This is a genomic window from Paenibacillus sp. FSL W7-1088 (genome assembly GCF_037969855.1).
Lineage (GTDB): Bacteria > Bacillota > Bacilli > Paenibacillales > Paenibacillaceae > Paenibacillus.
Genome location: NZ_CP150216.1, coordinates 4113117 through 4127846, shown reverse-complemented (window position 1 = coordinate 4127846; position 14730 = coordinate 4113117). Strand labels below are relative to the sequence as shown.

Here is a 14730-nt window from a genome sequence, read left to right as displayed (position 1 = left end):
TTGTTCGGATTGATGATATCAAGGCTGTTGTCGCTTGAGCAGTGGAAGAGCTGGCTGTGGTCTGTTGTGCGGTTCACGCTGATTACCGGGCTCTCCTTCGTGATCCTGTTCCCGATATTTCAGAAAATATCGACATCCATTAAGGATAAGAGCGACCTGTATTCGGCTGTCGTGGTCTGGGTTCCGCAAAACTTCTCCATCGACAATTTCAAGCAGGCCATTCGTGTCATGGATTATTGGGCCACGCTGCTCAATACGTTTGCACTGTCTGCCACTACGACCATTTTGACGACGCTTTCCTGCGCACTCGCCGGATATGGGTTTGCCCGCTTGAAATTCAAAGGAAGCAATCTGTTGTTTGCCGGAGTCATCTTGACCATTCTGGTTCCGCCAACGACCATCTTGATTCCGGTGTACCTAAACTTGAAGAGCTTTGATCTGATGGGGCTGATGACATTGATCGCCGGCAAGCCCGTAAATCTGCTGAATACGTACTGGCCGTTTATCCTGACAGCCATAACCGCCAATTCGCTCAAAGCAGGGCTGTATATTTTCATCTTCCGCCAGTTTTTCAGAGGCATTCCCAAGGAAGTGGAGGAAGCGGCTTACGTTGATGGTGCTGGCATCAGCCGCACCTTTGTACGCATCATGCTGCCCAATGCGATCCCCTCCATTGTGACCGTGCTGTTATTTTCCTTCGTGTGGCAATGGAATGACAGCTTCTATACGACAACCTACCTGACATCCAGCAAAGTGATGTCAACCCAGCTGTCCTCGCTGCCGTATAATCTGGCCCAGCAGGTCAGCGACGGTGCATCCAAAGCCGATCCTTTTTATCTAAGCATGATACAGGATACAGGTATTTTACTGGCCATCTTGCCTTTAATTATCATTTACTTGTTTGTACAGCGTTACTTTGTGGAGAGCGTTGAACGCACGGGCATCGTTGGATGATGCTTCTCCATCGGAAGGGGCATCAAGGGAGAGTCCCATACAGTCCAGTGAAGGAGGTGATGCCGTCTGTTTTCACGTTTCACCATTCAAGCTCAGGAGGGATTATGTTGAAAAAGATGTTGAATTACTGTAAATTGATGATCATTCTGGCCTTGCTGCTGTCCATCACGCCACTCGGGTCGGGTCGCGCGGACGCGTGGGTTGGCATGCCCATGGGCAAGCTTCATGTCAGTGGGAAAAATCTGGTCAACAGCAGTAACCAGCCAGTCTTGCTGAGTGGGTGGCATCAGCCATCTGGCGCCTATTGGACTTACCAGAACAGCAACTATTATCTCACTCGAAACGGCAACAATCGCCATGCCGCAACGCTGGCTTATCTCAAGGACATTACCGATACATTTACGAGCACCAGCCCGAAATACGGAAGCAGCCACGGCTGGAACATGAATCAGATTCGTTTGTTTATCGACCGCGAGGATATGGGCGATGTAGCAGCAGGTACTTACAATTTTGCCGGTGTACAAACGGTAACGCAGAACGTCATTATCCCATATATCCAATATGCAAAAACGAAAGGCGTCTATGTTACACTCGGACTTGACTTCACATTGAAGGATGATCAAGCTACGACCGCAGCCAATCTGCAAAAGTTCAATCAAATCTGGGGTTATCTCGCTTCTCGCCCGGAAATTAAAAGCGCAGACAACGTACACTTCGAGCTGATCAATGAGCCGGTTAAATCTTACGCTAACGGTCATTGGGGCGGCTACAACGGCGAGAACGACTTCGTGGACCACTGGAATGATCTGCGCAATTTCCAGAACTCCATCATCTCAACCATCCGCAGCCAAGGCGCGGATAATGTCATCTGGGCCGCTGGTTTGGGATATAACCAATTCTACAGTCTTACAGCAAGCCATCCTTTGACAGACCCGTTGAACAATTACGGTTATGCCGTTCACTGGTATCCGGGGTACGGAGCGTATGACAACATGTCGATTCTGCAAGATCAGTGGAATACGAATGTGAAGGCTGCGGCTGATAAATATCCGATTAACATCACCGAAGTCACGTGGTTCAAAAAGAAAGCAGGCGATTCCGAATACTGGAATCTGTTCAATGGCAGCAATGAAGGCTTTGGCAACAATACAAAGACCATTTTCAACGCGGCAGGCAATGTCAGTATTGCAGCACATATGAACGGATTCATTTTGGATGCCGGGGAACGAAGCTCCTTTGCCGATCCAACGGCAGGCTTGAAATGGGACGGTGATGCTTCACGGAGTGCAATGGGACGTTTTTTGTTTAATTGGTTCTATGAACGCGCACAGTCTTATCCAAATGGTGGCACTCCATCAACCGGATTGACACCGGGAGCGACATACAAGATTGTGGCCAGACATTCTGGCAAAGTTATCGATGTCCCGGGTGGGGTAAATGAGAACAATTTGCAGCTTCAGCAATGGTCGGATCTGGGTGGCAACCCTCAAAAGTGGGTCCTGACCCAGATTGCTAATGGAATTTACAGTTTGACGAGCGTGAATTCGCCGGATAAGGTGATCGATATCCGTAATGGGACCAGCAACAACGGAGAGGCAGTTCAGCTCATGAGCAATTTGAATACCACTGCACAGCACTTCAAAATCAATGATCTGGGCAATGGATACTGGAGTATTATAAACGTAAACAGTAACAAGGCTGTTGAGGTCACAGGTTCCTCAACGGCAGACGGTGCCAAATTGCAGCAAAACGATTTTACAAACGCAACCAACCAGCAATGGAAATTTGTCGCCGTAAACTAAGAGAATGCAGGAGCACCCTGAACCGTCATTTATTAACGGACAGGATGTCCCCTGTTATTTGCCACACGGTGATATAAGGACAAGCGTGAGTGACAAAGGTAACCATCCCTTTTCATTCATGCTTTTTTTGCGTTTATATCAGTCTGTATATGAACCAGAAGAGAGATGAATAGAGATGAATAAAACCATTTGTATCATAAAAAAGGTATGATAACGATAAATCCGCAATTGTACGCTAAGGAAGAAGGTGTACCTACCCCAGGCCCTAATGCAAGGCGTATCATCATATTACTGTATTTGTAAACGCTTACTATAAAAAGGGAGGGTACATATGAAGCGTTTATGGTCCAAATTTTCACCGGTATTCCGCAGATTTATGATTTCCTACTTTATCATTCTGATGATTCCCCAGATCGCAGGCTATGCCTCTTACAAGGCATCGATTGAAGTGGCCAGGACAAGCTCTATCGAAAACAGTCTGAAATCATTGAATCTGGGAAAGGAAATTATTGAACGAAACCTCCTGCAGGTAGAGGCCTTCACGAGGCAGCTTGCAATCAACCAGGATTTGTACCGCCTGATTGCCGATCCCAAGCCGCTGGATTCGAACAATGTTTACGGCGTGGGACGCATGCAGCGCAGCCTGTCCATGTACAGCAGCACGAACGACTATCTGTCCCATTTTTTTATTTACATTCCGAACTACAATGTCATCATCACGCCCACGACCGTTTTTTACCGACCTGAGCATTACTACGCCGCGAATCAACTTGAAGGCATGACGTTTGAGGAATGGCGCGAGCATATTTTGAAGAAACCGCATTTGAACGAGATCATGCCGCTTCGAAACTACAAGCGGGAGATTCGCAATAACGTTCTTGTCGACGCTCCAGCGATCACGTTTCTGCAATCTCTTCCGCTGAACAGCTTCAATAAACCGCAGGCTACGATTGGCGTCATGATTGATGAGGACCAGATGGCCGGTCTGACGCAAAATATCGTGGAACAGTATGGCGGTTGGACGCTGGTGACGGATTCGGAGGGGAACATTATATTCTCGCGTGGCATCGATGGAGCGGAGGCAGAACGATTGAAAGACATGCCTGCCAACAAGCACGATAAAGTCACGCCTATGGGCAATGGTCGTCTGCTCATTTCCATTAAGTCGGATCTGAACGGCTGGAACTATGCCGCTGGCATTCCCGAGAGTGCGCTCATGGTCACAGCAGACCGGGTCAAACAGGTTACCTTTACCTTTACACTGGCAACACTCGGGCTTGGGCTGTTGATCGGGCTTTTGCTGGCTTACCGAAACAGCGCGCCGATTCACCGACTCCTGTCCGTGTTCCGGGAGCAGGATATCGAATTACCCGGTAAGATCCGCAACGAGTACGATTTTCTGGCGAGCAACATCACCAGCCTGATTACGAACAATCATCTGCTGGAGACCGCATTGAACGAGCAGCTTCCGCTGCTACGCGACGGGTTTATCAAACGCCTTCTGACGGGCGAGTTCTACACAACGGGCGAGCTCGAGGCTGTCTCTTCCCAGACAGGCGTATCCCTTCGCAGCAGCCAGGGCTTCGTAGGCATTGTGAAGGTAGACGGTTATGGAAGACCCGACAGCGGGGAGATTATTCAGGAGCTGAGCATTGCCAGATTAATCGTAAGGCAGGCCCTGATTGATTGGGATTCTGATGTTCTGGTCACCGATTGGGGGACGGATCAGATCGCTTTTGTGCATTCAGTCCCTGGAGAGCATGAGCACACAGAGGAAACCTTGGGTATGTTCGAAGCCGAACTGCAAAGCCTGATCGCTTCCGTGTACCGGGATTACCGGGTATCAACCAGGATCGGGATGGGTTCTCCGTATCACGTATGGAACGACATCGGCCGCTCGTTCAATGAAGCGAGGCAAGCACTTGAATACGCCATTCATATTGGATCGGAGAACATGGTGCGATTCGAGGATGCTGTGAAAGAAACAGAGATGTATTATTATCCGATCGAGTCCGAGCAGCGGCTGCTGAATACGCTCAAGGCGGGTGAATTCGAGGAATCCAGCCGTATTCTGGACCAACTGTTCAGCCGGAACTTTGAGGAGCGGGAGCTGTCGTATGACATGACGCAGCAGTTCATCATGGAGCTGAAAGGAACATTTCTGAAGGTGGCCGAGCCCAAAATATTGCTGGACGAATCACTCATCGAGCAATTCAAAAGCCGGGTAGCTGCCGTATTGACAACAGATAGCGTTGCTGTGCTTCGGGATAAATTCAATCAGCTGACACAAGACATCTGTCTGGACGTACAGCGGAAGAAATCCGACATGCATGCGGACATTGTGAACGGAATTATCCGTTATATCCAGTCGAGGTACGACGATGCGAGCTTGACGCTGTACCGGATTGCGGAACAGATCGGCAAGCCGGAAAAGTATATCTCGCAGCTGTTCAAAGAACATACCGGAGAGAATCTTTCGGAGTATGTCGAACTGGTTCGGATTAACAAGGCGGCAGAGCTGCTGCGGGAAAGCAGTCAGACGGTTGATGAAATTGCAGTACAAGCCGGATACAACAGCGCGCATTCGTTCCGCAGAGCGTTCAAGCGGGTTCGGGGGGTGTCGCCGAGCGCGTTCCGGCAGATCGAAGATCACGGAGGGCGAAGCTGAGAATGGGGTAGTAACAAGGCTATCCGTCGATAAAAACTGGAATCGTACCCCATCGGTCCAAGTGTACCTTTACGAGCCGGGACGCGCAATCTTATGATTACGATCAAGAAAGCGCTAACAAAAAAAGGGGTCTGCCTGATGGCATCGACCACCGCATGGGGGGATGAATCTGAGAACGACAATTTCCAATGCCAATTCGGATGTGAGGCAGCGCAGGCGCTCGGCGGTCAAGCATGCCGTATCCAAAAGTCTGAGAAGGCACTGGCAGCTTTATCTGCTAGTCCTTCCACCCGTCGTATACTTCATCATCTTCAAGTATGTACCGATGGCTAACGCGGTCCTGGCATTCAAGGACTACAACGTCATCAAGGGGATATGGGGCAGCCCGTGGGTGGGGACCAAGTATTTTGAAATGCTTTTCCGAAATCCCGCTTTCGCCACCCTGATCAAAAACACGCTGTATATTTCTTTCTATCAGTTAATCGTTGGTTTTCCGGTGCCGATCCTGCTGGCCCTGGCGCTGAACGAGATCAAGAGCGCAAGATTCAAGAAAACCGTTCAAATGGTCACCTATGCGCCTTATTTTATTTCGACGGTTGTTATGGTATCAATCATCATGTTGTTTCTTTCCCCGCGGCTTGGCATCGTGAATACGATTGCAGGCGCGCTGGGCTTCGAAGCGGTGAATTTTCTTGGTGAGCCGGGATTGTTTCGCTCCATTTACGTGTTCTCGGACGTGTGGCAGAGCATGGGATATTCGGCAGTTATCTATTTGGCGGCGCTTTCCGGCATCGACCCTTCCCTGTACGAAGCAGCCAGGGTTGATGGTGCTAGTCGGTTTCAGAAAATAGTGAACGTCGATCTGCCTGGCATACTGCCCGCGGCGGTTATTATCCTCATTTTAAGTGTAGGCAACATTATGGCGGTTGGGTTTGAGAAAATCTATCTGCTCCAAAACCCGCTGAACCTGTCGGCTTCGGAAATTATCTCCACCTACGTGTACAAAATGGGGCTGCTGAACGCCAATTACAGTTTTGCCACGGCCGTCGGCCTCTTTAATTCATTGATCAACCTGATCCTGCTGTTGACTGTGAATGCAGCCGCCAAGCGATTGTCCAATACAAGCCTGTGGTAATGCAATACGCCCTTGAAAGGAGGAAGTCCATACGATGAGCGAGTTACAATCGCATCCAAGCCGTTTGGTGGATAAACGAAAGCACACGATCAGGGAGTCCTTTGGGGACCGCGTGTTCATGACAGTCACCTACATCATTCTGACCGTGGTTCTGATTGCAGTGCTCTATCCGCTGATCTATATTTTAAGCTCGTCCCTAAGCAGCCCGGCTGCTGTCTCTTCGGGGAAAGTCTGGCTGTGGCCGGTTGACATTACGCTGGCCGGATACAAGGCGGTATTGCAGAACGATCAGGTAATTACCGGATATGCCAATTCACTGTTCTACACCGCATGCGGCACGCTGATCAGCGTAGCTTTAACGATCATGATCGCTTATCCGCTTTCCAAAAAAACTTTTGTCGGGCGCAGCCCTCTTATGATGTTCATCACGTTCACCATGCTCTTCTCCGGCGGTTTGATTCCGACCTATCTCGTGGTCAAATCGATGGGATTGATTGATACCCGCTGGGCGCTGCTGATTCCAAATGCTATCTGGGTGTGGCAGGTTATCATTGCGCGCACCTTTTTTCAGAACTCCATTCCTGAGGAGCTGTCCGAGGCAGCCGACATTGACGGGTGCAGTGATATCAGATTTATTTTCAGCGTCATTCTGCCGCTGGCAAAGCCCATTGTCGCCGTTCTGTCGCTGATGTATGCGGTCGGGCAGTGGAATGCGTACTTCGATGCGTTGATCTATTTGAAATCACAATCGCTCTATCCACTGCAGCTGATTCTGCGCAGCATCCTCATCCTGAACAACGGCACCGGAAACATCGACGCCGGGGAAATGGTAAAGATGCAGCAGATGGCGGAATTAATGAAGTTTTCATTGATCGTCATGGCAAGCTTGCCAGTGCTGGTGATCTACCCGTTTGTTCAGCGGTATTTCGTGCAGGGCATGCTTATTGGCTCTGTCAAAGGCTGACTGATTACAATCATCGATAAGGGAGAGGATATTTTTGAGAAAACCAGGATCAATCATGCTTGTGTGCCTGCTTCTTCTTAGTGTGGCGCTGGCGGGGTGCTCGTCCAGCAATCGCGGCAACGGGGAGAAGGGCGATGCTTCCTCCGGCGACAAAGTATCCATCAACGTTTTTGCGCATCAAGGCTCGGATACCAATCTGCAAACGAACAAGTTTACGAAAAAGATGGAAGACAAATTCAACATCCAGTTCCATTGGACGACGGTTCCCTTTGACGGAGCTGCTGAAAAGAGGCAGATCTCGCTTGCCTCGGGCGATTATCCTGACCTGTACCTGCTCATTCCTTGGGTGGACCGCTTCTCGCAAACGGACTTGCTGAAATTCGGCCAGCAGGGCGTTATCCTGCCGCTTAACGACCTGATCGACAAGTACGCCCCAAACATCAAGAAAGTGCTTGACAGCAACGAATATTATAAAGCGATGAATACAGCTCCTGATGGCAACATCTACGGTCTGACCGGCTTAAATGAATGCTTTCACTGCTCCTATCCGAATAAAATGTGGGTTAATACAAAATGGCTGAAACAGCTCGGGTTATCCGAACCCGGAACGACGGATGAATTCAAGGCGGTGCTCGAAGCGTTCAAAACCAAGGACCCGAATGGCAACGGAAAGGCGGACGAAGTACCGCTTAGCGGGTCCATTGAAAATTTTGGCGTGCACATCATTCCGTACCTGATGAACGGGTTCATTTACGATGATGACAGAACATATCTTGTTGTGAATAACGGCAAGGTCGATACGGCAGCGAGCAAACCGGAGTGGAAGGAAGGACTCACATATATTAAATCGCTATACGATGAAGGTCTGATCGATCCCGGCGCCTTTACACAAAATTCGGGGGCATTCAAGAAGATTGGCGATAACGCCGATGCGCAGCTGCTAGGAGCAGGCGCAGCCATGCACCCGGCCCTTTTTGTGAATACGGATGAGGGCTCGCCGTACGGCAAGGACTACAACGCGATTCCTCCGCTGCAAGGACCACATGCGAACTATGCAACCTACAACTATCCGATTGATCCCGGAGCATCGTTTGTGCTGACGAACAAGGCCAGCGAGCAAACGCAAATCGCAGCTATTCAATTGCTGGATTACCTCTATACGCAAGAAGGTGCGATGAGTGCTTATCTTGGCGAGGAAGGCACCAGCTGGCGCAAGCCGCAGGAAGGTGAGGTCGCGCTGAACGATCAGATCCAGCCGCTCTACAAGTCGATTCCGCTCGCCTCTGGAGAAGAGCCGCGTAATGACAGCTGGGGAGCGATGAGTCAGTACAACCATCACCGGGCATACCGCGACGCGGAAGTACAGGGCACGGACATTTATGCAAGCGACGGATATGAGCGCCGTCTGTATGAAGCAACATTGCTGATGGAAGGTAAGGAGCCCAAAAACGTATTCCCTCACTGGGCGCTGTGGGTCGACCCTGCAAGTGCTGATGAAGTGAGCATGATGCAGACCAATCTCAAGGATTATATTGACCAGAACGCCCTGCAATTCATCACGGGGGCAAAGAGCCTGGATAAGGATTGGGAGGATTACGTGAAAGGGTTGGAGGGACTCAACATCCAGCGTTATGTGGAGATCATGCAATCGTCTTACGATTCCTCGTCTATTTCCAAGTAACTGAATGTAATTTCCAGAATGCACGAGCGCCAGGTTGAGACTTATCCATTGATTACGGAATCGAGGTGTCCGGTTTGTTCGCCAACTTTAGCCTGGATGAAGTGAGGTTAACCGCAGGTGATCTTGCACTTCGCAGGCAGCTTGTCAAAATATACATTGCTACATTCGACGTTGACCGGCTCATGCATACGTTCAAACGCAATGCGGGAATTCCATCATCCGCAGAGCCACTGAAAGGCTGGGAAGCCGAGGATTGCGGTCTGAGAGGGCATTTTGCCGGGCATTTTCTGTCTGCGTGCGCCAAATTCGCCTTGGCTGATCAGGATCAGGCATTGCGAGTCAAAGCCTACGAGATTGTTGACATCATGGCAGCTTGCGCCCGGCCCAACGGATATTTGAGCGCATTCGGGGAGGAGCAGCTTGACCTGCTGGAAAGCGAGGAAAACCGGAAGGTGTGGGCACCTTATTATACCCTGCACAAAATCATGCAAGGACTCATGGATTGCCATGTGTACCTGAACTATCCTGAGGCGCTGAAGCTTGCGGTAAACCTGGCCCATTATATTCATGGGCGGATTATGAAGCTCTCCTTTTGGAAAATCGATGGCATCCTCCGCTGCACAAAGGTGAACCCGGCGAACGAGTTTGGAGGCATGGGCGATGCGCTGTACTCCCTCTTTGACCTCACGGCCGATGCCAAAATATTTGACCTGGCGCGACTGTTCGACCGGGACTACTTTATGGCTCGCCTTGCAGATGGTCAGGATGTGCTTGAGAATCTGCATGCCAACACCCATCTTCCCATGATTATTGCAGCGATGCAACGATATGACATTACCGGGGAGGAAAGATACAAAACGGCAGCCTTGCATTTTTACGATTGCTTGCGGGGAAGAACGTTTGCGAACGGCAATAGCAGCTCAAAGGCTGCAGCTCCTGTTGCAGGCGGAGTTTCGGAAAAATCGGAGCACTGGGGAGGCTGCGGCAGGCTGGAGGATGCACTGACTGGCGGAGAAAGCGAGAGCTGCTGTGCGCACAACACAGAACGAATCCTGGAGCGATTGCTGTCATGGTCATGGTCTGAAGGAGTTGAATATCTGGATCATATGGAATCGCTGAAATATAACGCCATCCTGAACAGCGCCAGCAGCAAAACCGGACTTTCGCAGTATCATCAGCCGATGGGAAGCGGTGCGTCCAAAACATTCAGCAGCGCGTACAACTCGTTCTGGTGCTGCACGGCGTCAGGAATTGAAGCGATGAGCGAGCTGCAGAAGAACATCTGGTTCAAAAGCCAAAACATGCTGCTGTTGAATTCATTTATAGCGTCAACGGTCGAATGGAAAGAAAAACAGGCCAAAATTACGCAGCATACCCATTTCCCTGATTCGCTTGCGTCCACGCTCGTGATCGAGATTGCCAAACCTGCATCTTTTGCATTGCTCCTGAAGGAAAAGGCTGTCAAAGCGGTCAAGATCAACGACATTTCGGTGGGGCTTCAAAAGGAAAACGGGTACATCGTCATTCAACGTGTATTTCATGATCAGGATACAATTGAAATCGAAATCGCTGCGTATTAGCATTTGGTTCCGCTCCAAGGCTCGAACAGCAGGGTGGCGGTGATGTACGGCAGCATCCTGCTTGCACAGCTGGGGCAAAGCGCGTTGTTGAAGGGCATAAACGAACACAATATTCATGAGAGATTTATCAGAATGCCCCAGGATCAGCTGGCATTCGCGGCAGAGGATGAAGAGGGGCATCAAGCCCAATTCATCCCGCTGTTCCGGGTGGAGGAAGAGACGTATTCGGTCTACCTGGATTTGGAATTGGAAAAAGATCCTTCTGCAGACAAACGATTCTCAATTGCCGAGGTGGGCAGCGCAGCGTATGAGAACGAAACATCTTAGCTTGCAGGACGATCAGATAAATTCCGAAAAATGTCTGTCTGAAGCACAGGAATAATTCCGGCTGCCCGTGCTCATGAATAAAACGGACCAAGCTCGCATCTGCGAACCCGGTCCGTTTTTTTTGTTCTTTCCATTCTTTGTTCAATCTTTGCTTGCTGCGACGAATGGGCTTATTTCAGCTTCCCGGCACGTATGTCATCCGTCATGCCAGGATAAGGTGCTATGGAGATCAGTTTCTCATTGTTGATGCCCGCATTTTCAATAAATGTGATATCGGCAAATTCGGGAACGACGTATTTCGGATAGGTTTCATATTTTTCTCGTGATTCAATCATAAGATCGATATAGTCGTTCTGGTAACAGACCGTGATTTCCGGATGATCATGCACCCATTTCGGGAAAAAAATAATGCCGTGCATCCGCATTTCGTTTGGCATGAAGTTTAGGGCAACATCCGTGCCTGTCGGCTCGGTCCACGCTACTTTATAAACGCCCTCCGTCAACTTCACAACGTTTGCTTCCTGATCGCGCACCCAGCGACCTGCAACCATGCCGCTATGAATGCGATAATCAATGGTATGATCGTTTTTGATATAGATTTCGTATTCCCAGCCGTTTTCGTAAGTATATATCATGTGGCTCCCAGTGAAGCCTTGCAGTGCCTCTTTCGTCTCCATATCCATGTGCTCCTTTCCTTATCAAAGGTTGAATAAATTCCTTCCTTGCCCAAGCACAAAGCGCCAAGCGGTCAACAACCTATGTATGCTGATGATGAAGCAATTATGCTTGAGGCATAAGTCTGCGGGCCAGGACAGCTGGATGACAATCAACTCATACATATTAATACATACGATAACGTCCGCTCAAAGCCAGAAGACTGAAGAAGTACAGACAATTGTCATAGTATCGGCGCGCACCTTGGCGTAATGGCGTATTCCAGAACTGATGCACGAACGGGTTAGCATGCGGCCCGTCGGCGGCCAGAGAAGCCATGGCATTGGTGGCGAGCAATCCGATGGGGTGCAGAGACAGTTCATCAAATGGCTGACCCTCAATCGTGTAACGGCGATAATCCGATACTTCAATTTCGCTGAAAAATGCCTGGATACGATTGGACTGCGCCACCTGCCAGCGATCCTTGCGGAACCATTCCCAGTCGAGGGCTATGTTGGCCGCTACCCGGTAAGCATCACTGTAGAAATGCCGGAAATCGCCATGGTGCTGAGGTGGTGCAGGCGTTCCGTCAAAATTTGCATATTCAGGCGAAAGTCCGGTTACCGGATGACAGGCTTTATGCAGATAAGCCCGACTCTCGGCGGCAGCTTCGTTCCAGAACGATTGATCACGCTCATCCGCGTATTTGGCGAACAGCTCGTAAAAATGGGGCAGGTGATAGGATGGATCGCTGAATGGTGATTCCGGTATGAATTTAATCAGTTTGGTTTCGGGGTCCCACATCGGATCGCCAACGCCGTTCTCCCCTTGATGTACGCAGGCACGCAGTATTTTCCGCGCTTGTACGGCATAATCATAAGGCTCTGGACCGTCGCCCCACCGATTGGAGGCGAAGAACAGGGCCATGGCAAAAAATTCCTCACCATCAGGGGCAGGTCCCTGAGATATCCGGGTGCCATCCGGCTTGCAATGCCATGCAAAATAATCCTTGTATCGGCCTTCGGTATGCTGCATATACGTTTTCGAGAAATTCCAGAGTCGATTGAACTCTTCTTTTTTGTCCATTTGCACAGCCATCATCATCCCGTAAGACATGCCCTCCGAGCGCACATCCAGATTGCCGGTGTCGAGTACATATCCTTTGTCCTCACCCATCGGGTAATAGATTCGCGTATCGGCATCTCCATAAAACAATTCGGTCCACGTTTTTTCGAGCTTTTCCGTAATTTCGCTGTCGTCATAGCCCAGTTCAAGAAACAGATTCCGGTATGTTCCCGTGTAAAATGCACCTTTGTCCGTGATGGTCATTCGCTTCCTCCTTGGTATCTCGATTTAGTCAAATTATAACATGACAAATACTAACCAAATTAAAGCGCTTTCCAGAAAAAATATAGGTAATTCCAACCGAGTATTCTCTTCGCTTGATTTTCATTGTATGTTAAAACAAAAAACTATACTTTATCAGGGAGAAAAGCAAGTTATCGTCAGGTTGATGGTACATAATGTAAGCGTTACACTTTAAGGTGAAAGGGTAAAAGACTGCGTTCCATTGACTGACCGTGCCTGTTGCTTGTTTCTCTCCATTGTTCTTCTCAAGTGTCTGCTTCTTTCTTCACATTTGTTACAGGAAAGGGTGATGGATGTCCATGCTCAACAATTCAGCGGATTCGGCAAATGAAAAGGAAGTTCCAACGGCACCGCGTGACCCGGTTGGGGTTGCTGAAGCTGTGAATGAGCCACCGGTTGATTCCGAGTCACAGGCGTATCGCAATATGATTGCCAAATCTCTTTTGAGCAAAGGGAATAACACCAGATTGAAGGCTGCTATCGAAAAAGCAAAAGGCGGCGAGCCCGTGACCATCGCTTATATTGGCGGTTCGATTACCCACGGCGCAGGGGCCATGCCTCTTCATCTCAATTGTTACGCCTATCGCTCGTTTGAAATTTTCAAGCGCATGTTCGCTCCATCTGAGGACAGTCCAATTCGTCTAATCAAAGCAGGCGTAGGCGGCACGCCGTCACAGCTGGGCATCATTCGCTATGACCGGGATGTGCTTAGGGACGGGACAGTCCAGCCGGATATTGTCATTCTGGAGTTTGCAGTAAATGATGCAGACGATGAGACCCAAGGCATTTGTTACGAGAGTCTGGTGTTAAAGGCGCTTGATGCAGATAACAAGCCAGCCGTCATTTTGCTGTTCAGCGTGTTTGAGAATGACTGGAATCTTCAGGATCGGCTGGCTCCTGTTGGCTGGCACTATAATTTGCCTATGGTGAGTGTAAAGGATGCTGTGGTGGAGCAATTCCACTGGACACTGGAACAGGGCCATGTCATTTCCAAAAAGCAATTTTTCTACGACATCTACCATCCGACCAATGCCGGGCATCATATTATGGCTGATTGTCTGGGCTGGCTGTTCGACGTAACCGATCAATCTGTCCTGGACGGGGAGGATGAAGACAGTACGAATGAAAGGCCGCCGCTAATTGGGGACCATTTTGTCGGCACAAAGCTGCTGGACCGTCTGAATGGGGACAGTATCGCCCGGATTGAGGCGGGTGGGTTTCGGGAGACGGACACCGATCTGCAACTGACGGAGATGGATGATCATGCATACGGTACACCACTATTTCCCAACAACTGGATGCACACGGGGCAGAACGTAACGGGCCATGCCAGCTTTAAGCTAATCCTGCGGAGCAAACGACTTATTTTGGTATTTAAGGATTCCGGCAGAGCCGATTTCGGGACAGCTAATATCAGGGTGGATGGTGCACTGGTGAGGACGGCTGACCCGCATCTAGTGAACTGGACGCATTGCCATGCTGTAATCCTGTACGATGAAGAACATTCCAGAGAGCATACTGTGGAGATTGCAATGGCTGAAGGCCATGAGGACAAACGATTTACGATTTTGGGATTTGGTTTTGTTGATTAGCCGCA

At 49.6% G+C, this 14730-nt stretch carries 11 protein-coding genes; 9 read left to right on the top strand and 2 right to left on the bottom strand.

Translation table 11 applies throughout. The annotated features are described in order from the left end of the window. The first annotated feature begins 9 nt into the window (after nt 1–9). From MKY42_RS18455 to MKY42_RS18420, 8 genes are all read left to right on the top strand, one after another. Complete coding sequence (locus MKY42_RS18455) at nt 10–954, top strand: carbohydrate ABC transporter permease (RefSeq protein WP_339843833.1); 945 nt, start codon at nt 10–12, stop codon at nt 952–954. Between the two features lie 104 nt (nt 955–1058). After that, entirely contained in the window at nt 1059–2756 is a 1698-nt protein-coding gene (locus MKY42_RS18450) for an RICIN domain-containing protein (protein ID WP_339843831.1), read from the top strand. A gap of 331 nt (nt 2757–3087) precedes the next feature. Beyond that, a complete protein-coding gene (locus MKY42_RS18445) occupies nt 3088–5424 on the top strand; it encodes a helix-turn-helix domain-containing protein (RefSeq protein ID WP_339843829.1) in 2337 nt (778 codons plus the stop codon). 163 nt (nt 5425–5587) lie between these two features. Then, a complete protein-coding gene (locus tag MKY42_RS18440) occupies nt 5588–6559 on the top strand; it encodes an ABC transporter permease subunit (protein ID WP_090899333.1) in 972 nt (323 codons plus the stop codon). Between the two features lie 34 nt (nt 6560–6593). Then, the gene (locus MKY42_RS18435; RefSeq protein WP_090899330.1) at nt 6594–7523 is read left to right on the top strand and encodes a carbohydrate ABC transporter permease; all 930 of its coding nucleotides are present in this window, start codon (nt 6594–6596) and stop codon (nt 7521–7523) included. A 34-nt stretch (nt 7524–7557) separates the two neighbouring features. Beyond that, the gene (locus MKY42_RS18430) at nt 7558–9204 is read left to right on the top strand and encodes an ABC transporter substrate-binding protein (RefSeq protein WP_339843827.1); all 1647 of its coding nucleotides are present in this window, start codon (nt 7558–7560) and stop codon (nt 9202–9204) included. Between the two features lie 74 nt (nt 9205–9278). Next, a complete protein-coding gene (locus tag MKY42_RS18425) occupies nt 9279–10784 on the top strand; it encodes a beta-L-arabinofuranosidase domain-containing protein (protein WP_339843825.1) in 1506 nt (501 codons plus the stop codon). Nucleotides 10785–10826: 42 nt separating this feature from the next. Then, the gene (locus MKY42_RS18420) at nt 10827–11111 is read left to right on the top strand and encodes a hypothetical protein (protein ID WP_339843823.1); all 285 of its coding nucleotides are present in this window, start codon (nt 10827–10829) and stop codon (nt 11109–11111) included. Between the two features lie 170 nt (nt 11112–11281). On the opposite strand, the gene MKY42_RS18415 is transcribed toward MKY42_RS18420, so the two are convergent. Both MKY42_RS18415 and MKY42_RS18410 read right to left on the bottom strand, forming a co-directional pair. After that, nucleotides 11282–11770: a phenolic acid decarboxylase gene (locus MKY42_RS18415; protein WP_111619769.1), complete on the bottom strand. Its 489-nt coding sequence runs from the start codon at nt 11768–11770 to the stop codon at nt 11282–11284. A 181-nt stretch (nt 11771–11951) separates the two neighbouring features. Next, on the bottom strand, nt 11952–13094 hold the full coding sequence (locus tag MKY42_RS18410; protein WP_339843821.1) for a glycosyl hydrolase family 8: 1143 nt from the start codon (nt 13092–13094) through the stop codon (nt 11952–11954). A 338-nt stretch (nt 13095–13432) separates the two neighbouring features. Here MKY42_RS18410 and MKY42_RS18405 point away from each other — a divergent pair, with 338 nt between their 5' ends. Continuing rightward, complete coding sequence (locus tag MKY42_RS18405; protein WP_339843819.1) at nt 13433–14725, top strand: SGNH/GDSL hydrolase family protein; 1293 nt, start codon at nt 13433–13435, stop codon at nt 14723–14725. Nucleotides 14726–14730 lie beyond the last annotated feature (5 nt).

Bases quoted from the DNA above. Each gene is read 5' to 3' on its own strand.
- MKY42_RS18440 (WP_090899333.1), top strand. From the start codon at position 5,588: ATGAATCTGAGAACGACAATTTCCAATGCCAATTCGGATGTGAGGCAG.
- MKY42_RS18435 (WP_090899330.1), top strand. From the start codon at position 6,594: ATGAGCGAGTTACAATCGCATCCAAGCCGTTTGGTGGATAAACGAAAG.
- MKY42_RS18405 (WP_339843819.1), top strand. From the start codon at position 13,433: ATGCTCAACAATTCAGCGGATTCGGCAAATGAAAAGGAAGTTCCAACG.
- MKY42_RS18450 (WP_339843831.1), top strand. From the start codon at position 1,059: ATGTTGAAAAAGATGTTGAATTACTGTAAATTGATGATCATTCTGGCC.
- MKY42_RS18420 (WP_339843823.1), top strand. From the start codon at position 10,827: ATGTACGGCAGCATCCTGCTTGCACAGCTGGGGCAAAGCGCGTTGTTG.
- MKY42_RS18445 (WP_339843829.1), top strand. From the start codon at position 3,088: ATGAAGCGTTTATGGTCCAAATTTTCACCGGTATTCCGCAGATTTATG.
- MKY42_RS18410 (WP_339843821.1), bottom strand. From the start codon at position 13,094: ATGACCATCACGGACAAAGGTGCATTTTACACGGGAACATACCGGAAT.